This window comes from Providencia sp. PROV129 (assembly GCF_028482245.1).
Taxonomy (GTDB): domain Bacteria; phylum Pseudomonadota; class Gammaproteobacteria; order Enterobacterales; family Enterobacteriaceae; genus Providencia; species Providencia vermicola.
Genome location: NZ_JAMPQD010000008.1, coordinates 283677 through 303267 on the forward strand (window position 1 = coordinate 283677; position 19591 = coordinate 303267).

General features: G+C 39.7%; 26 protein-coding genes. 17 read left to right on the forward strand and 9 right to left on the reverse strand.

Annotated features, from left to right (window positions below):
* Positions 1-49 precede the first annotated feature (49 nt).
* The gene (gene eco, locus PSF27_RS06315; RefSeq protein ID WP_206082635.1) at positions 50-526 is read right to left on the reverse strand and encodes a serine protease inhibitor ecotin; all 477 of its coding nucleotides are present in this window, start codon (positions 524-526) and stop codon (positions 50-52) included.
* Between the two features lie 267 nt (positions 527-793).
* Between eco and PSF27_RS06320 the strand changes: the two genes are divergently transcribed.
* The 3 genes from PSF27_RS06320 (at position 794) to PSF27_RS06330 (ending at position 3294) form a co-directional block, all read left to right on the forward strand.
* Complete coding sequence (locus PSF27_RS06320) at positions 794-1006, forward strand: DUF465 domain-containing protein (RefSeq protein ID WP_206082636.1); 213 nt, start codon at positions 794-796, stop codon at positions 1004-1006.
* Positions 1007-1218: 212 nt separating this feature from the next.
* Complete coding sequence (locus PSF27_RS06325; protein WP_272573511.1) at positions 1219-1587, forward strand: nitrous oxide-stimulated promoter family protein; 369 nt, start codon at positions 1219-1221, stop codon at positions 1585-1587.
* A gap of 885 nt (positions 1588-2472) precedes the next feature.
* A complete protein-coding gene (locus PSF27_RS06330; protein WP_272681099.1) occupies positions 2473-3294 on the forward strand; it encodes a helix-turn-helix transcriptional regulator in 822 nt (273 codons plus the stop codon).
* A gap of 189 nt (positions 3295-3483) precedes the next feature.
* Here PSF27_RS06330 and PSF27_RS06335 read toward each other — a convergent pair whose 3' ends face one another.
* Both PSF27_RS06335 and PSF27_RS06340 read right to left on the reverse strand, forming a co-directional pair.
* Entirely contained in the window at positions 3484-4455 is a 972-nt protein-coding gene (locus PSF27_RS06335; RefSeq protein ID WP_272681100.1) for a phage integrase, read from the reverse strand.
* Between the two features lie 66 nt (positions 4456-4521).
* Positions 4522-4827 carry a helix-turn-helix domain-containing protein gene (locus tag PSF27_RS06340; protein WP_272681101.1) on the reverse strand — a complete coding sequence of 102 codons (306 nt, stop codon included), beginning with the start codon at positions 4825-4827 and terminating at the stop codon, positions 4522-4524.
* A 106-nt stretch (positions 4828-4933) separates the two neighbouring features.
* On the opposite strand from PSF27_RS06340, the gene PSF27_RS06345 reads away from it, so the two are divergent.
* Together PSF27_RS06345 and PSF27_RS06350 are read left to right on the forward strand one after the other, a co-directional pair.
* Positions 4934-5215: a Cox family DNA-binding protein gene (locus tag PSF27_RS06345; protein WP_272681102.1), complete on the forward strand. Its 282-nt coding sequence runs from the start codon at positions 4934-4936 to the stop codon at positions 5213-5215.
* 189 nt (positions 5216-5404) lie between these two features.
* Positions 5405-5626 (forward strand): hypothetical protein, encoded by a 222-nt coding sequence (locus PSF27_RS06350; RefSeq protein ID WP_272681103.1) that lies wholly within the window; start codon positions 5405-5407, stop codon positions 5624-5626.
* Here the strand turns inward: PSF27_RS06350 and PSF27_RS06355 are convergent.
* The gene (locus tag PSF27_RS06355; RefSeq protein WP_272681104.1) at positions 5599-5886 is read right to left on the reverse strand and encodes a hypothetical protein; all 288 of its coding nucleotides are present in this window, start codon (positions 5884-5886) and stop codon (positions 5599-5601) included. The two genes, PSF27_RS06350 and PSF27_RS06355, sit on opposite strands and share 28 nt — an antisense overlap.
* 83 nt (positions 5887-5969) lie before the next feature.
* Here PSF27_RS06355 and PSF27_RS06360 point away from each other — a divergent pair, with 83 nt between their 5' ends.
* The 7 genes from PSF27_RS06360 to PSF27_RS06390 all read left to right on the forward strand — a co-directional run bounded on the left by PSF27_RS06360 (position 5970) and on the right by PSF27_RS06390 (position 10478).
* Complete coding sequence (locus PSF27_RS06360) at positions 5970-6131, forward strand: TetR family transcriptional regulator (protein WP_272681105.1); 162 nt, start codon at positions 5970-5972, stop codon at positions 6129-6131.
* A 5-nt stretch (positions 6132-6136) separates the two neighbouring features.
* Positions 6137-6568 (forward strand): DUF5347 family protein, encoded by a 432-nt coding sequence (locus PSF27_RS06365; RefSeq protein WP_272681106.1) that lies wholly within the window; start codon positions 6137-6139, stop codon positions 6566-6568.
* A 68-nt stretch (positions 6569-6636) separates the two neighbouring features.
* Entirely contained in the window at positions 6637-6897 is a 261-nt protein-coding gene (locus PSF27_RS06370) for a DUF2732 family protein (RefSeq protein WP_272681107.1), read from the forward strand.
* On the forward strand, positions 6890-7111 hold the full coding sequence (locus PSF27_RS06375; RefSeq protein WP_272681108.1) for a TraR/DksA family transcriptional regulator: 222 nt from the start codon (positions 6890-6892) through the stop codon (positions 7109-7111). The genes PSF27_RS06370 and PSF27_RS06375 overlap by 8 nt, the downstream gene beginning before the upstream one ends.
* 1 nt (position 7112) lies before the next feature.
* Positions 7113-7913, forward strand: a complete 801-nt coding sequence (locus tag PSF27_RS06380) for a DNA adenine methylase (protein WP_272681109.1) — start codon at positions 7113-7115, stop codon at positions 7911-7913.
* The gene (locus PSF27_RS06385) at positions 7913-8236 is read left to right on the forward strand and encodes a DUF5405 family protein (protein WP_217008262.1); all 324 of its coding nucleotides are present in this window, start codon (positions 7913-7915) and stop codon (positions 8234-8236) included. The genes PSF27_RS06380 and PSF27_RS06385 overlap by 1 nt, the downstream gene beginning before the upstream one ends.
* Positions 8229-10478: a replication endonuclease gene (locus PSF27_RS06390; RefSeq protein ID WP_272681110.1), complete on the forward strand. Its 2250-nt coding sequence runs from the start codon at positions 8229-8231 to the stop codon at positions 10476-10478. The genes PSF27_RS06385 and PSF27_RS06390 overlap by 8 nt, the downstream gene beginning before the upstream one ends.
* A gap of 75 nt (positions 10479-10553) precedes the next feature.
* Here PSF27_RS06390 and PSF27_RS06395 read toward each other — a convergent pair whose 3' ends face one another.
* The 5 genes from PSF27_RS06395 to PSF27_RS06415 form a co-directional block, all read right to left on the reverse strand.
* Positions 10554-11669, reverse strand: a complete 1116-nt coding sequence (locus PSF27_RS06395; protein WP_272681111.1) for a reverse transcriptase family protein — start codon at positions 11667-11669, stop codon at positions 10554-10556.
* Entirely contained in the window at positions 11647-11946 is a 300-nt protein-coding gene (locus PSF27_RS06400; RefSeq protein ID WP_272681112.1) for a helix-turn-helix domain-containing protein, read from the reverse strand. Before PSF27_RS06400 ends, PSF27_RS06395 begins: the two co-directional genes overlap by 23 nt.
* Positions 11947-12034: 88 nt before the next feature.
* The gene (locus PSF27_RS06405) at positions 12035-12298 is read right to left on the reverse strand and encodes a hypothetical protein (RefSeq protein WP_272681113.1); all 264 of its coding nucleotides are present in this window, start codon (positions 12296-12298) and stop codon (positions 12035-12037) included.
* Between the two features lie 858 nt (positions 12299-13156).
* A complete protein-coding gene (locus tag PSF27_RS06410; protein ID WP_272681114.1) occupies positions 13157-14194 on the reverse strand; it encodes a phage portal protein in 1038 nt (345 codons plus the stop codon).
* Complete coding sequence (locus tag PSF27_RS06415; protein ID WP_272681115.1) at positions 14194-15951, reverse strand: terminase ATPase subunit family protein; 1758 nt, start codon at positions 15949-15951, stop codon at positions 14194-14196. The genes PSF27_RS06410 and PSF27_RS06415 overlap by 1 nt, the downstream gene beginning before the upstream one ends.
* A 155-nt stretch (positions 15952-16106) precedes the next feature.
* Between PSF27_RS06415 and PSF27_RS06420 the strand changes: the two genes are divergently transcribed.
* From PSF27_RS06420 to PSF27_RS06440, 5 genes are all read left to right on the forward strand, one after another.
* On the forward strand, positions 16107-16934 hold the full coding sequence (locus tag PSF27_RS06420; RefSeq protein ID WP_272681116.1) for a GPO family capsid scaffolding protein: 828 nt from the start codon (positions 16107-16109) through the stop codon (positions 16932-16934).
* Positions 16935-16946: 12 nt separating this feature from the next.
* On the forward strand, positions 16947-18158 hold the full coding sequence (locus PSF27_RS06425; protein ID WP_272681117.1) for a phage major capsid protein, P2 family: 1212 nt from the start codon (positions 16947-16949) through the stop codon (positions 18156-18158).
* 10 nt (positions 18159-18168) lie between these two features.
* Complete coding sequence (gpM, locus tag PSF27_RS06430) at positions 18169-18744, forward strand: phage terminase small subunit (protein WP_272681118.1); 576 nt, start codon at positions 18169-18171, stop codon at positions 18742-18744.
* Positions 18745-18913: 169 nt separating this feature from the next.
* Entirely contained in the window at positions 18914-19390 is a 477-nt protein-coding gene (locus PSF27_RS06435) for a head completion/stabilization protein (protein WP_272681119.1), read from the forward strand.
* On the forward strand, positions 19387-19590 hold the full coding sequence (locus PSF27_RS06440; protein ID WP_272681120.1) for a tail protein X: 204 nt from the start codon (positions 19387-19389) through the stop codon (positions 19588-19590). Before PSF27_RS06435 ends, PSF27_RS06440 begins: the two co-directional genes overlap by 4 nt.
* Position 19591: the final 1 nt, after the last annotated feature.

Below are 19591 nucleotides of genomic sequence, written 5' to 3' on the forward strand. Positions count from 1 at the left end.
AAATGCCGCAAATTTATGGGGGTCACCTTCAATTAGCGGCATTTTTTATTTATTTTTTGGTGGAATCAATTAGCTTATCGTCTGTTGACCAAATACGATATTTAACATCCATATCTGCAGGCGCATAAACAACAATAGGGAGCTTGCTGTTATAACGAACAAACGCATCATCACCTAATTGAGTTGTGATAAAACGATCTTCAGCTGGCTTAGTACAGGCCATCATTGTTGATGCAGGCCCTTTAATTTCATCCAATTTATAGTAGTCGTAACCCCAACCCTCTAAGGTTTTCTTATCAAGATCCCCCATAAACCACTGATGGTTACAATCTGCTTTAATTGTTTTACCAATGACCAGCTCAACCATAAAGTTATTTTCATTTTGCTGGTTTGCAAGTTGAATCACATGACGAGTCATACCTGATTCTGCTTTTGGATATGGTGCGATCTTTTCCAAGTCCTCCGTTGCTACTGCACAAGATGAGACAAGTGCCGCTGCCATTACAGATAAAATCGCTTTTTTCATCATTTATTCCTATTTCAAAAGAGAAAATCAATTAAAAACTCTAAGTTCCACTACATAGTAAGTCAATTACACTGTAATTATCACTATAGATGATTCTTAATTACAAAAATATAGGTTTTTCACAGTAGATAGACGTAATAGTACTTAATTTTAGTATAAGGATCATAAAAATGATAAAAATTATGTAAATTACCCGCTAATTTAATGCACAAAATATGCGCACTGATTATACTAAATTTGAGGCTTAATACATTCTGAGGAGGTAGTATGTTATCAGCAGATCAAGATTTAGTTTCAAAATTAGTATCCACACATCCCCGTTTTCAAACGTTATATGAAAAGCATCATCGACTCGATAAAGAAATCAGTAAACTCGAAGGCCCATCTGGCGCTGGTTATAACGAGCACGTAGCCAAACTAAAAAAAGAAAAATTACATCTTAAAGATGAAATGCAAAAAATAATGCAATCTAGTCTGTAGCCTATTAAAGATAGGCTCGATGAGTTTATCTTTTTATTGAATATCCAAGTGGTTTCAGTAAAAGAGGGTGGCCCACTGGTTAGCCCTCTTTTTCATTATCCCCAAATTTATTGAACTCTATCAAAGAATCCATCGTTAAGCTCTCATAAGCTTTCTATTGAAACCATTAAAATGTATATTAAATGCATGTTTTATTTTAAGCAGAGACAATCATGGTTGGTAAACGAATAAATCGGGAAATTAAAACGATTGAAAAAATGATCAACATCTATGAGAAAGCGCACTCAGCCCCCAATGACATACCAGATTATTATCAAAAGCTTTTCACTTATGCCGTTAATCGCTTAGAGAAATGTCGTTATGGGGAAGCAAAGCCTGCCTGCAAACAATGCCCTATTCATTGCTACCAACCGAAAATGCGAGAACAAATGAAGGCAGTGATGCGCTGGGCTGGCCCTAAAATGCTGTTACACCATCCAATACTCGCAATTCGACACCTACTTGATGACCGTAAGCCAGTGCCCAAACTTCCAGCTAAAGTTAATAAGCGCGCAGCGCAGAACCAAGACATAAATAAGTAGAATTAACTTAAGGGCAGAAATATTACAGCATAATCCACATAAGCGTAAGCTACATTTTTTATGCTTATTTACATAAGGTAGTCTTATTCTTTCAATATACTCTCACCATTAAGAAATTATCAATATCCAACTGATATATTTATATTTTTCTGAAAAAACACCTTTTATGCGTAAACATAAAAATGAGAAATCCTGGAATCCATCACCTTAACACTGACTATTTATGACTGAAACATGCCCTTATAAAAAATAGTAACCCAAAATAACTAATTACAAAAATCTATATTTAGATTACCTATTAAAACCATTAACACCACCTATCAATTGAAAATAGAGACATATGTCTCATTATTATGCAATTAAATGCCACTTAAATAAAAAAAATCAATCATAATGATAAATTAAATAAATAACTCATGTGAACAATTAATAAATACATAAAAATTATTTATTATTGATATTTTTTACGAATATTCACTCAATAATTAGCATAGTAATAAAACCGATTACTGCACGAATATTGACGACCCTATACAAAAATAGAAAAAAAACACGATTAAAGGGTAAAAAACAACAAAAAATTTACAACCAGACAGAATGTTAAAAATAGAACAATAAACCACATGTTACCCATAACAATAGAACATTATAAAATGGCAAATTTAATAGCAATGGTAAATACGAGTTATAATGGTGATTAACTCGGGAAAACTATATTTTGAAACATTTATTTATATTTAAAATAACAAAATGACACATAAATAATCGATTTATATAATTTCAACCATACAGGTAATGTCGAACTTTTATATCAACGTCATTTCTTTTTTTGATATTTAATTTTGATATTTAAATAGTATGAATACGATTACTTAGGTGGCTATAATGCAAGTTAAAAGCAATTTAAATCAGACCGTTATAAAAAAAATGACTATTGATAACGAGGTAGCACATACCATTATCGATTTAACATCCAAAGGCGTCATTATTGTAGAAAAAGGCACACTATTACTGGAAACCCCTGCCAATGTACAAACTTTAAATGAAGGTGATATTTTATACCATAAACAAGGCTCTTACTCATTTCAGTCTGCTGATTTAACAACAGATTGCCAGTTACTCTGGGTAGGTTTAAACGATGACTTTCTACGTGAGTTTATTACTCTACACGGTTCACAACTGAGTGAGATCGAGCGATTTGAAGATACATCATCTGATGTCATCAAGTTTACCTCATTTCCATTAATTAAAGACATTAAAAATAGCTTAAATTCAATCATTGACCACGATTATCCTGAAGCTATCGTATCATTACGAATAAGCGAATTATTGCTGTTATTATCCTACAGTGAACAAGGTGCTATTTTACTTTCTAACTTTAGGCAATTAAGTAACCGTCAAGCCCAACGATTGCAATTATTCATGGAAAATAATTATTTGAAGGAATGGAAGCTAAGTGAATTCGCTCGTGCATTTGGAATGGGTTTAACAACATTTAAGGAACTATTTAATACCGTTTATGCAACATCACCCCGTTCATGGATCAGTGAAAAACGAATTATGTATGCACACCAATTATTGGTAAATACAGCAATGAGCATTGTTGAAATTTCAATGGAAGCTGGCTTCTCTAGCCAATCTTATTTCACACAGAGTTATCGAAAGCGATTTGGTTACACCCCGAGTAAATCAAGAACAACTGCTTAATTACTCAATAAAACCGAGCATAGACACATGCCCTGTCTTTTACGGCGATTTCCTATCTCCGCCATCTAATTAAATTGAAAACAATTCCCTTTGCTTTCAATCAATTAGAAATTCACAAAAGCTTCCTAATATATCTAAAACTCTCCAAGGTGTGGACAGTATGAGGACAGTCAGGATGCCTGTAGACGCTTAATTCCCTACCCCTCCCTTTAATGGATTTAACGTAATTGCGAACTGCAAGTAATCGGGTGCTAAATGCGCGTAAGCCATTGTTTGCTGAATATTGGCATGCCCCAATATTTGTTGTAGGGCAATAATATTCCCACCGTTCATCATAAAATGACTTGCAAATGTATGTCGCAACACGTGAGTTGCTTGTCCCTCAGGTAAATCAGGCTTAATCCGCCTTAAACTCTGTCGGAAGTCTTCATAGTTAACCTTAAACAATTGCCCTGATGGTTTTGTTTTGATCACTTTCTCAAGCTCTTCCGATATAGGAACGGTACGCATCTTTCCATTTTTTGTTTTCAGGAATGTTACACGGCAGTTTTGTACTTGCTCACCTTTTAGCCGTGAAGCCTCCCCCCATCTCGCGCCTGTGCTTAAACATAAAAGCGCTATCCGCTTTTCATCTCTGGTTAATGTAGTTAATAAACTATCAATTTCCTCATGCGTCAGAAAAGTCATTTCAGGCGGAGTTTCTTTTAGGGGTGGAAGCCCTGTAATAGGATTATCACCAGTGTAAATTTCTAACTTTTTCAAGATAGAAAGCATGCCCGATAAGCGATACATATCTCGATTTATAGTTGATGCACTAATACCAGATAGTAATCTTCCGCTTCTGTGCTCTAACAAAACTTGTTTATTCAAACGATTAATAGGCATATCTCCCAAGAAATTTAATGTTTTTCTTAGTTGCCTGCGCTCTGTTTCACCGTTATTCAGCGTTTGTCCATGATATAGCCACCATAATTCAAGTAACATTTCTAAACTGCGCCGATCCGATTTTGTTCCAACACTTTTAGCATTTGCTATTGTGTAACGCTCAAAAGCAACAGCCTCTGTCTTTCTGTCAAATGTTCTCCTGATGCGATTTCCGTTTCGCCCAAGAGGTCTAATGTCCACCATATAACGACCATCATCGAGTTTCTTAATAGGCATGATTAGCCTCCTCGATGTGGCAAAGTGATTGATATTCAATCCAATCTATAAAAGCATAATGCAGGTCTAGCCAGTTTTCCGCTCTGAGCGGGATGAGGTTTCCTTGTCTTGCCCATCAGGGGAGAGAGGCGGACTGATTTGTCCTAAGGCTTCATTTGTCTTATCCGTTAGAAACCACAGAGCATATTTTTCAAAACGAGGATGATTGATAAATTTCAATATTGGCTCCTCCGTTAACTGTATACCTTTAGTTTCATAGTTGTTTAATGTTCCATATGGAATATCCAGTAACTCTGATAATTCCTTCCTATTTAATCCCTCAGCTTCACGAATTAAACGAATTTTAGATCCAAGGCTTGACGTGTTGGTCATATCTGTCTAATATTCCTCTCAGTTGGTCAGATGTGCCTAACATACTTTAAAAAGCTTATAGATGTTTCCTAAAGCCTCTATAAGCAACCAGAGGAGATTATGCCATATGTTGGAGAAGAACGAGGACGGATATATGCAGGTTTATTATCCTGTTGATGCCGTGCCACATGAAAAGTTTGCAGAATTGATAGGTAAAACACCTTCCGCGGTAAACAATATGGTCAATAACAATAAACTTCCACTTATACAGTGGAGAAATCCTGATAAACCAGGTTCTCGCGCTGAAAACTGGGTTTATATACCTGAATTCAACCGAGCAATGCGTGATGCTTTCCAAAATAGGCCAAAAGAACAGCGCGATGCTTGGTTGCTTTGGGTGGGGCTGTAATATGAAAGTCGAACAAATTTCAACTCATAGCTTTAAATATCGTGGCTTTCTAATTGTTAAGCTGCCCGCTAAAGCTATAAGTCCAGTAACCCGCTTTCATGTTCAACATGATAATGATTCTTACGGGTTATTTGATTCTATGAACGAAGCGACCCTCTATATAAATAAGCTCTATCTGAGGGATAGAAATTGAAATACTTAATGTTTAGAGCTAACGGGAAAAATCATTTAATTAACCCTCAAATGATTGCAGCAAACTATCCTGTAACTTCAATGGGTTACATATGTTTAATTTTAAAAAATGGAAAAAAATACAATGCCATCGATATAAAAGAAGTTTTGATACATATATCTGATGGCGAGGATTTTAACGAGGGAGAATATTATTCAACAGGAGATGTGTTTTTATAATTTTCAGCTAATTCAATGCTTTGATTGATAGTTGTAATTACATCATAGTGTTGATCAGAGTTTACTGGAAAGTGTTTTATGTAATCCCTTATGGCCATATCAAAGGGGGTAAAGCCTTTCAATGCACCATCAGGTAATTCACTCATTAGTGCGATTATAAGTCGGTGTTGTAGGTTAACTTGAAATTCTAAATTGTTAATTGTCTCTAACAGAGGCTCTAACTCTTTACGGATGGTGAGCTGAATGGGGGTTTCGTACATAATTTAATCCTTTATTTTCTTGGCTGAAGCCAAAGATACCATAGTGTATTTTAATTTAGAACACGCAAAAATAGGAATAAAAAATGAATACATATGACAAACAAAAATATAAATACAAATTAACAGGCTCATCTGTGAATAAGTTTAAAAGCAATAAAAAACGCCAATTACCTTTGATGGATAAAATATTATTAGTCGGTGGTATTTTGTTCTTCTTATATTTGTTCTCAGTTTCTATTAGATAAAAGTAATGGGTAATTCCGCGGCTGTATTAGTGAAAACTAAACAGTTAATTCAGTTGCTAGGTAACGTAAAGCAAGACGTAAGGCCAGCCGATGCAATCGCTGACCAAGCGAATATCAAGCTTTATCAGAACCAAGGGGCAACCTTTGAAAGCCGAGTCAATGGACTAAATCAAGCCGCAAAGTTAAGAACATCAGTATTCCATTCTGATAAGGAAAATCCAGATAATAGAGAGCTAGCTGGTTTTATTGAATATTTAAGGTTAAGCGATGAACGGATGCTAAATATGATTTTTTATTTAGCGGAAATAAAAAGCAATCAACATCACTTAGGCTTCGATGAATTTAATAAAGAGGAAAAGCAGTCCATTATTTCAGCAGTAAATCAAATTAAAGCACTCGCGGCGCTATTACCAAAACATATCGCCATGCCTATTTAAGGTAAAAAAACAAATTAATGACGTTAGCGCGTCAGGGATTTCTACATTCTAAATTTGAGGGTTTGATAATGAAAAATAAAGAGATAAAGCCAATTTTGATCGGTGTTGATGCTGCAACCAGTGAACCTGATTATTCCGCTGTCACTATCAGCATTAAGGCGATTCGTGAAGATGAACGCAAAACAATGCTGGATAAATTCTCCTCTCGCCTTGATGCCATTGCGTGCAAATTCATCAATGAAAAATTAAATGATGAACAAATTCACCAGTTATTGGTGAGCGAATCTATTCATTTTTCAAATCTGGCTGCGGAGTTAGATCATGTCTAAAGAAATTGACCGCGCTAGCGAGCACGAAATGCTTATGCGTGAACAGCAAATAAAAACCATTACTAACCGTTTAGTCAGTGTTTCCGCTTTTGAATGTGAAGACTGCGACAAACCGATTCCAGAAGAGCGCCGCATCGCATCTCAGGGCTGCATTCGTTGTATTGACTGCCAAACGATTTTTGAGCTTAAAAGTAAACATTATCGGAGCGTGTGACGTGGCGAATAAAACTATTCTCAAATGGGCTGGCTCTAAAGTTCGCATTATGGAGCAACTACGCCCGCACTTACCTAAGACTAAAAGCCTAGTTGAGCCGTTTGCTGGCTCATGTGCCGTGATGATGAATACTAACTATGAGCGGTATTTAATTGCGGATGTTAACGACAATTTAATTAACTTGTATTTAATGATACAAGACGATACCGAGTATTTTTTAAAAAAAGAACTTGAATGGCCTAGTTTAAATACTGAATTCAACTATAAAGCGCAACGTATTTTATTTAATACTTTGAATAAAGATAGTTTTAATCATCCATTTCGTTTTTTATATTTAAATCGTCACTGTTTCAATGGGTTATGTCGTTATAATTCAAGAGGGGAATTCAATGTACCCTATGGACATTATAAAAATGCATACTATCCAATAAATGAAATTATTGCTTTTTCAGAAAAGTCACAAGATGCAAGTATCGTTTGTCTTGAATGGCAAGACACACTTTCTTTAGTCGATTATGGCGACGGTGTTTATTGTGATCCACCTTATATGGGCGACAACTTTACCCGATATCACGCGACAGATTTCACTGATGCAGACCATGAAACATTAGCGATTGCACTAAAAGATATTAATGATATCCAAGGCAATCCGATCACTGTTTCCAACTCACCAGAAGCAAAAGAGCTTTACGCTGACCTCGGTTTTACTATCCATGAAATCGAAGCCCCACGCAGCATCGCAGGAAAAGGAAAGCGTACACCAGCTAAAGAAATTATCGCTGTTTTAGCGGGGGTTAATTAATGACTCTCGACCCTAAAGACGGTGTTTATATCAGCGGGACGGCTTTTGCTATTCAGCGTCATGTTGACGAAGATTCAAAAGCGGTTCAATGGCGACTATTGCAAATCAATAAATTAGCTCGTTGTTATGAATTGGTTTGCTGCCATTCTGACCCGTGGCTGCTTGCAATTGAATTAACCTCTTATCACGTTAATCGTGTTAGAGGTAAAGGCATCAAGACACTTGATGTTTATCGTGAAACAGTCGATATCATTTCACGCCGTTGTGAAACGGCAATTAACGCGTTGCGACCTGAAACCTTGGGTGGTGCGTTAAATGTCTAAAATATTAGATTTTACCGTTCAGCCGCTAACTTATACCGCGGATATGGTTTTTCCGTATCCGTGGAATAAGCCAGAAGAAAATAACTATTACAAAGCCGATATTGACGCGCTTGAAAAATCTCTTACTCATGAACAACAAATTCATGCGCAAGCGATTTTAGGTGAGATTGAAACTTTACCCCGTATTTTACGTTACCGCATTCAGAAACATTATGAATACATCATTAAAGAGTCTGGCGAATATAAAGCCTATGAGTTTTTGCGCTCTGATTTTTATAAGCGGATATTTCCGCGGATTACGGCAGTTAATGCACGGTATGAATTAGATACGAAAGCGTTATTGACGCTATCAACTCGTTTTACACCTGAAATCAGCCAATTTAACCGCCTGTTTGATCTTTATGACAAGCCAATAAAAAAGCTTGCTGAACACATTTCTAGTGGCTTTTTCACATTGTATGAAGCCTATTGCGACCAGTTAGCTGAGCAAAACGGCGGTGACCGCGAAATCATTTATGAAGATTCGGCACAGACCCAAATTTACGGGGCGCTGGCTGAATTGTCTTGTGGTTTACATGTTGCCCCACTTTATTATCAAAGCTATCTCAAAGTCTTAAAAAACCGTAACCGCCGCAGAGGAAAAAAGGATTTAACCACGCGCCAAGTGATTGCGGCTGTTTCCCGCCTTGTAAATGCAGATTATTGGCATCGCAAGCTAAAAGCCCATAGAACACAATGGATTGAGGCAATCATGATTGCCAATATGGATGTGTGCATTAATCGCCACCCATACGCCAGCAAGCAAGCGATCCGCGCCGTTCAAGCGCAGCGTTTATCCAACATGCAATATTTACAGGGCATGGATATTCAAGATGTTGAAACGGGTGAGCGTTTTGATCTGTTTGAAAAAGTCATGGCGAGTGTGTCAAACCCTGAAATTCGCCGCATGGAATTAATGGCGCAAATGGCAGGGATTGAGCGCGTAGCGAAAGAGCGTGGCGATATCGGGATGTTTATCACGTTAACGTGCCCGTCAAAGTACCACCCGACAAAGCAACGCAAAGGTAAAAATAAAAGCGATTTGCACGCTGTGCTCAATCATAAATGGAAAGATGAGGCTTACACCCCAAAAGACGGGCAGCGTTATTTAGTCAAAGTGTGGTCGCGCATTCGTTCCGCTTTCAATGATAACAATATCAATATTTACGGTGTTCGTGTTGTTGAGCCGCATCATGACGGCACACCACACTGGCACATGTTACTTTTTGTTGATAAAGCCAGTCGTGCAAGAGCCATTGATATTATGCGTAAACGTGCCCTGAAAGAAGATGGTAACGAAGCAGGCGCACAAAAATACCGATTTGAGTGTAAACATATGAACCGCGGCGGTGCCGTGGGTTACATCGCGAAATATATTGCAAAAAATATCGATGGGTATGCCCTTGATGGTGAAGTAGACCACGAAACAGGCAAAGATTTAAAAAGCATGGCGGCAGCCGTGACTGCATGGGCGTCTACGTGGCGCATTCCACAATTTCAATTCTATAAGCTTCCCTCTAAAGGCGCGTACCGTGAATGCCGCCGCTTGCCTCGTGGTGTATCTATTGCTGACAAGCTTGGTGATGTTGCCGAGCGTGTCAGAGCTGCCGCAGACCAAGGCAAATTTGATGAATACATCATGTCACAAGGTGGCCCATGTATTCGCCGAAGAGAAGAAACCATCCGTGTTGCCCGTGAAGTCAGTGACGTGAATGTTTATGGTGAAGAAGTTCAAAAGGTTGTGGGTGTTTACCATCAACTCAAAACCGATGCCCCAGTACTTAAAACCCGTGAAAGAAAATATCAAATCGTCAAGAAAAGCGCCGTTGACGTTGATTCTAATCTTTTAAAGAGCGACAGCGGAGCGACTCGGAGTCCTGTCAATAACTGTAGATCGCGGATCACATCCAATCTATCAGATGTGCAATTTTACGAGCCTGAGCACGGCTCAGGTGAAGTATGCAACATTCAGGAATATGGTTTCGCGTTTATAGAAACGGATGCTCAGAACGCCGCTGGGAGCGAAATATCACAGGGAAATCAACAAAGACAGATTTCAAGCATTGAATTGAGTGAAAAGGAAAGCACATTAAGACAAAAAATGTCCATTTTTATACAAAAAATAGAGGCTGATATGCCAGCAGAAAATATGTCCAGCATATTTATTAAATGTATAGCCATCAAAGATGATGACTATACATAGGATTGATAGTGAATAGATTATTGTTATTAGCTCGAAATTAACAACAAAATTTCAAATAGTTTATAATAGAAATACTTATTTTTTACTAACTAACTTGAACTTTTTTGTTTTGTACTCTGAGTCTAAAATAACCCTGAAAGATGCGTTTACTTTAGATAACACTATTAATTTTGATTTTATTTTCTGTAATTCAGGTAGCGATTTGCATTTTCTTATTTCACGTCGTATAGCTCTTTTAGATTTTGCACTATCAATTAACTTTAATTTATCATTTAAACTAGAAATGTATTTTTCTGTATTTTTATCTCCCTGTTGCTTTAATGTATTTATTAAACCTTTAATTCTTTTATATGTTTTTAATATATCTAGTATATCTATAGAATCTTGTGCTTTTTTTTCAAAAATAAAGATCTCCATTCTTAATGCACTTTTTCTTTTATCAAGTGGTTTAATAGCGTTATTTACCTTTACATTATGCACTATTTTTCTATCACCAGACCTCATGATATGAGACTTCTTTTTATTAACTAAAAGTCCTTTGCTTCTAATCATTCCATATACAAGAACTTTAATTTTAGTTATATCTTCATTAGATAGCTCTCTATCACAACTAACTGTAATATCGTCAATATATCTACTATAAGTACAACCTAACCGACTTAGTTCATGGAAAACAAAGCTTTCTTTTTCTAAAAAAATAATATTAGCAATATCTGTACTTAATGAGCTACCTTGAACTAAACCATCATTAAATGTAACTAATTCAGATAGTATAGTAGAAACTTCGGGGCCAAAATCAAAATAATACTGTAAGGCATCTTTGATTATTAGCTGAGAGATGGTTGGATAAAAATCCTTAATATCTTCTGATATTATAATATTCTGACTTGTATGTTCCTTACATTCGGATAAATATGAATTCCCTTTAACTCCACCGACAATACAGTTTGGAAGAGAAATATTTTGTAGTATTTTATCTTTTATATTTTTCTGTATTTTTTTTAACAAGCCGATGACTTTAAAAGTAACTCTTATTTTACCATTTTTTCCTTTCTTTGGTTTGTTTTTTATATAAAACAATGATTTATTGTTAATTACATATAGTAATTCATTTTCATTTATACCTAATAAGCTCAATAAAGAGGATTTTTTTGCTAGATTTCTATTATTATAACTCCAATTTTTTTCCATTATGAAGAACATCCATGATAGTTGACTTTAATATTTCATTAATGTCATTAAAACGATTATCTTTTTCATCTTCAACTTCAGATAGCAATATAAGTATATTCAGGGGGATATCTAATGCGAGTGATATTTTTTCTAAAGCAGAAATAGTTGGATCTCTTTGTGAATTTTCAATTCTTGATAGATAAGACTTCGTTAAGCCTGATTTTTCTGCCATTTCTTGTAAAGTTAAATTTTTAGCGTCCCTGCATTGTTTCATTGCAAGACCGATATTAAGCATGTTCACCTCTACTCTATGATGGGATTAATATGGCTGGTGTAGTCATCTTTTGAGTTATAAAAAGCATAATCGTCTCCTTACTATGAGATTAATCGGAAGAATCGCTAGTCAAATACTTAATTAATGAAAGTATTTTTACAGCATAGGAAATAACCTTAAAAGGTGGTTTACCACTATTCTTATCTTTAATCTCTTCTTCAATAGACTTAATAGCTTTGTCTAATTCATCTAATGTACTTTTATCTACGATGTGTTTGCTCTCATTACGTACGCGTTTTAATGCGTCCAAAACATTGTTCATAAAAACCTCATTAACATTATTACAACACGATGCTTTCGCATCCCCTGCCATAGATGTTCTGTGGATCGTGTTGCACATCGTAGATAGCACCAGCCAATACCCACTGAAATATTTCAGATACCTGCCATTACTTTCGCATTAAACAATGCCAATTATGCCTACTATGAGCCGCCGATTTCTTAACTCGTCTAGCTACATCGTACGTCATGCGTAATGGGAGGGGGAGATTCCATATTGTGATGAAAATATAGATGACTGTTTTACTAGTCCTTACCGTCCACTAAGGTTTTTAAAGAGCAAAGTGCAAACGAACTCGTTTGACCATGTTTCGTATCATACACAAGAGTTTCCCCTCAGGCAACTTTTTTTTATATTAAAATTCACCACCTAAATTGCACCATTTATTATCAGCCTACTATCTAAGAGATAACACATTATTTAATATAGCTTTTCAGTCAAGAAACCATTTGCTAAATGTGCAATTCCCCGCCCCAATCCGCATGACCAAAAAAGGAGCGTAATCCACGTAAAGCCCCTCCACTGGCGCGGTTCAGACGATCTCTTGCAGGTGCATGAAAACCAACCTATTTAGTGGGCAGGCGTGGCGGGGTCACGATTGCGCGGCGAGGTGTTTATTGTTAAATATCCGTCCGCAAAATCTCCGAGCCGTCACGGCGTTAAATTCAATTTTCTATAACTAGATAGCAATTATTTTTACGTGCGTTGTGGTGCCGTATGGTGCGTTTAAACCACTATTTGATGGGCCTGATTTCTGGCAAATTCGTCTTGGTGAGATAGGTTTGATATAATACAGTGGGGTCTTATTATTATTTAGAGCATCGAGATCACCTACCTACAGGTAAAAATATACCGCCTTAATGGGCGGTATCATTTAACTAGTGTGAAATATTATTCATCGTCTAAATCCAGCGAGTATTTATTAAACTTAATAATCTCCCCGCCAAACCAATCATTCAATTGCATCATCTTGCTTTGTAACGGCATCAACTCATTACGCACAAACACCTTTGCGGCTTTTTCCACATCACCAAAGCCGCCCACATTTTCAGGAATGATCCCCATGATTTGTGGTGGCACACGGTGTGCCGCTAACATATCGTCACGGCTCACATTCTTGATATTGAGGAATTCATCTTTTGCCGCCGCTTCAGAAAGTGGGATTGTTTGGATGCCGTCTTTCTTCCCCCCTGGTGCATACAAAAATAAATTGCGGAAATTACCCAGCCCCTTGCTGCTTTTCAGGGCTTCACGGATTTTATCCACATCATCCGTTTTCTGTGCCGCATCACTGATATACAAGATATAACCCGCGTGCGAACCATTTAGATAATACTTGCGGCGAAATAGTGTTGCGGCCTCGTTCAAGAGTACTGAGGGAATGGCGGCTAAGTATTCAGGCAGACCGTACAGCTCCTGATTAATATCAGGCTCAATTAAGTGAAACACTTTTCCCGTTTGAAATTCATACGGTTTGATATCGTACCCATATTGCACAAACCAGTAAGTTTCAAGGTCAACGCCGCGGCGGGTAAACTTTGCGGGGGTGTGCTTAAAGTTCAATGATTGCCCTAATCGGTTATTACGCAATTCAAGATAGCCGTTACCAAACAGTAAAAAATCCAACGCCCAACTATCAAACGCCTGACGGCTTAGATATTTATTGGGGATAAAGGTACTGGTGAGAATATTTCGTTTTACATAAATCGCACTGCTATGGTGTGGGGCTGCGCGGAACGTGCGCGCAAGACCATTAAAACTGATTGGCGGCTCATAGTAATTATCAATTTGCACACATTCGAGGTAATCAAAAATCTCACGCTTGTCTAACACGGGTATTGGGCTGCCAAAGGTAAACGCTTCTGCGGGGGCATGTTCTGGGGCTTGTGCCAGTGTTTGCGGCTGGCGTTTTTTATTTTTACGGCTCATTAAAATACCTCGACAATATTGTGTTGATTGTGATTTTCACCAGTGATTGGCTCATTATAAAGGGCGTGCATGGTTGCCCACGCTAAGTCAGCATGGCTGGCCTCTTCGCTGCGGTCTGCTTCATAGGTTGGGCGGTTGCCACTGGCAGTGGTTGCACGGCGAATAGCCATGAAAGATTGGGTGATATCATTGCTTCCCGCGTCATATTCAAGGCGATCATGGCTAATGACGTCATAGGCCTTAAGCACTAAGGCATTTTTTAACGCAGGGTTATAGACAAATTCTTTTGCGGCGGGGAAGAATTCCCGCACGTTTTGTAGGACTCCGTGACCAATACCCGTAGAGTCAATCCCGATGTATTGCACGTTGTAGCGCTCAGTGAGTTCTTTTATTGCATCCGATTGCGCGCGAAAATCCATGCCGCGCCATTGGTGATGTTCAAGTATGCGAAACTTACCGCCTTTATGTAGCGGTGGCGCAATAACCACGCAACCTGCGCTGTCGCCATTTTGCGTGCCTTTCGCGGGGTCATAACCAATCCAAACAGGATGGAAAGCATAGGGGCGTATCATTAACGGTTGAACGTCGTCCCATATTTCCCAGCTGTCCACCATACATTTTTGCATTAACTGCAAGTTGAAAATGGACGCGATATCGTCGACAAACTCACACATCAGCAAGTTTTCGAATTCATCAGGGCTGTATTCTAAATAGAGCTGGTCGATATCAAATAAATTACACCCGCCCCGCATGGCATCTTCGATGGTGACAATTTGCCGCCACTGACCATCACCGCACATCATGCCATTTACTAACGCTTGGTGACTGATATCCACCTCAACGTGATCCCCTTTGCGGCGACCACGATTAAATAATTTGCCTGACCAAAACGGATATGCGCTGTGGGTCAGTGCTGATGGGGTTGAAAAGTAGGTTTGCCGCCATTTCTTGTGCATCGCCATACCTGACGCCACTTTGCGTAACTCTTGGAATTTGGGGATCCAAAAATATTCATCAAGGTACAAATTACCGTGATAACTTTGTGCGGTGCGGGCATTGGTGCCAAGAAAATACATTGTCGCCCCATTGGGCAAAACTATCGGGTCGCCTTTTAAATCCACATCCACTTCCCGCGCCATGTCAATAATGTAGCCTTTGAATACGTGCGCTTGGGCTTTACTCGCTGATAAAAATATTTGGTTTCGGCCTGTGGTGAGTGCATCCATAAACGCCTCACGTGCAAAAAAGTAAGTTGCCCCGATTTGACGTGATTTTAAGATGTTACGAATGCGGTGTTTATGGCCTGCGCCATACCAAACCTTTTGGTAGGCAAACATATTTTCACGAAAAATTTCTTCCAGCTTTTCGATCTGCTCTTCACTAAACAGATTCTTTTCAGGGGCGCGGCGCTCACCACTGTTTCGATTGGCAAGTTTTGGATTTAAATCCACCTCATTGCCACCGTTTTGATACTTGTGAATTTTGGCGTGTCGTTCAACTTGGCGGTAAAGCAAGTCAATCTCTTTAAAGTCTTTACCCTCTTTATTTTCTTTACTAATTAGCGTACAAAGTCGCATTTCCAGCGTCATTTCCACGCGCTCAACGGGGGTGATTTCATCCCATTTATCGCGGCGCTTCCAACTGTGAATTGTTGCGGCTTTTTCCTTGAGAGCCTCGGCAATACGCGCGATGCGATACCCACTAAAGTACATGTGCATCGCGCGTTTTCTTGGGGCAAAATCGTGTAATGTTTTCATGTCGCCAGATTACTGACTCACTCGACCTCTCGCCCTGTGTCGCCGTTGTGCCATTTCCCACACAATGGCAAAGCATTGTTTCTTAACCCCCATCCCTGAAAACATAGGCTCACAATTTTTATATTCACATCAATTTAATTGCTGGAGCCTGAGCAATGACAAAAAAATCCAAACCCGTGCGCCTTTGTGTTGAGGGAGCCACTACCGATGGACGCAAAGTACAGCGCCAATGGTTAACGGATATCGAAAAAAATTATGACAAAAATGTCTACGGTGCCCGCATCAATATGGAGCACATGAATTACTCATGGATGCCACGTTACGGCGATGTGGAGTCGGTCTATACCGAAGAAATCAGCGAGGGAGCATTAAAAGGCAAACTGGCTTTGTATGGGGTATTAACGCCTACCGATTCATTAATCGAAATGAATAAAAAACGCCAGAAAGTCTATACCTCTGTCGAAATAAACCCGAATTTCTCTGATATGAACAGCGCTTATTTGGTCGGCTTGGCGGTCACAGATAACCCAGCGAGTCTTGGTACGAGCATGCTTGAATTTAGCGCTGGCGCAGATAAACCGACCGCATTCTCAGAGCGCAAGCAAGATAAAGACAACGTCTTTACAGCGGCAGAAGAAACTTCCATTGAATTTACTGAGGAAGAAAACAAGCCAGAAAAAACCAGTTTGAAAGAACGCGTCATGGCAATGTTTAGCCGTGAACGTAAACGCAACGATGCAGAGTTGAATGATATTCATCAAGCCGTTGAGCTTTGTGCCGAAGAGCAGACCGAAACTGCGGAAAAGGTCAGCCAGCTTCAATCGCAAGTCAAAACGTTATCGGGTATCAAGCAAGAAAATGAAACCCTGCGCAGCGAGTTGGATCAGCTCAAAAAAGACTTAAGCCAGCAGGATAATGGGCAACATCGTCCCACGTCTTTTGGTGGTAACACGACTAACACTGAAAACCTGACTGATTGCTAAACGGGAACGATAATGAGAAAAGAAACAAAAGTTAAATTTAACGGTTACATGACCCAACTAGGCCGTGTTTATGGTGTTGAGCCACAAGAGTTCGCAGTATCGAAAGTAGAAATCGAACCCTCAGCAGCCCAAAAACTGGAAAGTAACATTCAGTTAAGCGCCGTCTTTCTGACCAAAATTAATATGGTGCCAGTGAAAGACCAAGTGGGTGAAAAAATTGGCATTGGCATTGGTTCGACGGTGGCAGGCACGACAGACACCACGAAACAAGACCGCGAGCCGACAGATCCAACAGAATTAACCAAACAAGGTTATCACTGTCGTCAAACGAATTTCGATACCGCTATCCGTTACGAAAAACTGGACATGTGGGCAATGTTTGAAGATTTCCAGCGCCGTATCCGCGATGCCATTATTCAGCGTCAAGCCCTTGACCGCATCATGATTGGCTTTAACGGTACGAGCCGCGCGGCAACGTCAGACCGCAAAGTCAACAAGCTACTACAAGACGTTAATGTCGGTTGGTTACATAAAATCCGCCTTGAAGCCCCTGATCATGTTTTGGGTTCATCCACGGATAAAGACACCAACAAAATCACTCCCGAACCCATCAAAGTGGGGAAAGGTGAAGATTATGAAAACCTCGATGCATTGGTTATGCAAGCCGTCGACCACGCCATTTCTGAGGTCTATGCCGATGATACTGATTTAGTGGTTATCTGTGGTCGTTCATTATTAGCCGATAAATATTTCCCTATCGTCAACCGTGATCAGGCCAATACCGAGGCGTTAGCTGCGGATGTGATTATCAGCCAAAAACGCCTCGGTGGCTTGCCCGCAGTGCGCGTGCCTTATTTCCCAAAAAATGGAATGCTTATTACGCGATTAGATAATTTATCCATTTACTGGCAAATCGAATCACGCCGCCGCCAAGTGGTTGATAATGCAAAACGTGACCGTATCGAAAACTACGAATCCGTGAATGAAGATTACATCATTGAAGATTACGACTGCGTAGCGCTGATTGAAAACATTGAGCTTACAAAAGGCAAGCAAGAGCCAGATGCACCGACGGGTGATGATGCAGAGCAAAAAGCAAAGATGCTCGCGACATTGGAAGAAAACGAAGCATTGAAAGCGGAACTGGACGCGCTGAAAAACGGCGCTGAGCAACCGAAAGGTGCAGAACCCGAAAAAACAGGTAAAGAGAACAAAGGCGCATAAGGGGTAAGTCGTGAACTTGTGGGAAAAAAAGCGCATGCAAGTGGAAGCCAAGAACGTCAGTGCCTATGGCGTTCTTGCTGACCCCTCGGCAGCAACGCAAGTTAAATTGATGCTACGCCAGCACATGCGAGACCTCAGTAAAACGCAGTCATTTGAACGTAAAGCAGTCTATAAGCGAAAAGCATTACCGCTTTACGAAACGTGGATCACAGAAACCCTTAAGGGGAATTCGGGCGTTCAAGATGATGTACTGATGTACCTGATGTTGTGGAGTTTTGATGCGGGTGTTTATGTGCAAGGGCTCGATATTGCGGAATATGCCCTTCAGCACAATCTTAATATGCCCGCAGGTCAATCTCGCACAACGGGGTGCGCCATTGCCGAGGAAATGGGCGATAGAGCTAAAGAAGCCTATACCGCAAAAAATCCCATTCCATTGGATATATTGCAGCGCACCATGTCATTGATTGAGCATGAAGATATGCCCGATAAAGTGCGTGGTGAACTGCATAAATGGCTCGGTTACAGCTTGCGAGACAACGATTTTTCCACAGCCAGCCCTATGCGAATTAATGCGTGCCCTTGAGCTTAATGAACGCTGCGGTGTTAAGCAGGACATTAAGAATATTGAAAAGTTTTTGTCAGTGAAAAACCGCGCTGACGAATAAAGAATGTGCCAACGCGCAAGGCGGCGCGAGATAAGAAATTTATTTTCGGACTCTCGCCCACCGCCTACCTATTTTAAAGGTGCCTTTATGGATTTTGTTTCACCCGAACCCGCCAACGAAAAAGACGAGACACTCACTAGTGATGCGTTTTGGCCTGAGATTAATACCCGTGCATTTCGCGAGTCAATGCGAGTTGACGGCACTGTCACCCAAAGCCGATTAATTGAAGCGTTAAAAAACGCCATCATTGAAACCAATAGTGAACTGTCCAGCTTTCAACAGCAAGAAATCCACTTAGGTTATCCGACCTTAGAGGCCGTCCCTGCCAGTAAAATAACTCACGGGGAGATTGACGTATCGGAATTAGTGATCCTTTATCGCCGCGCGGTATTCAGCAGCGCCAAAGCAAATTTAACCGAGCGTTACCGCGATATTGACACCACGCCAAACGGCAGCAAAAAAGCTGATGCCCTTGAGTCCAATATTGATGATTTACAGCGCGATGCGATTTGGGCTATCCAGCGTATCAAGGGAACGACACATAACATTGTTGAGCTGATATGAAAATCCGAACGATGAAAGGTGACACCGTGGATGGAATATGTTGGCGATTTTATGGCAGAACCACGGGCATGACTGAGGCCGTTTTGTTGGCGAATCCCAACCTTGCAGAACAGGGGGCAGTCATGCCAGCAGGGCTATTGATTGAATTACCTGAAGTCACCGAAGAGCCAGCACAGCCACTTATACAATTATGGGATTGAT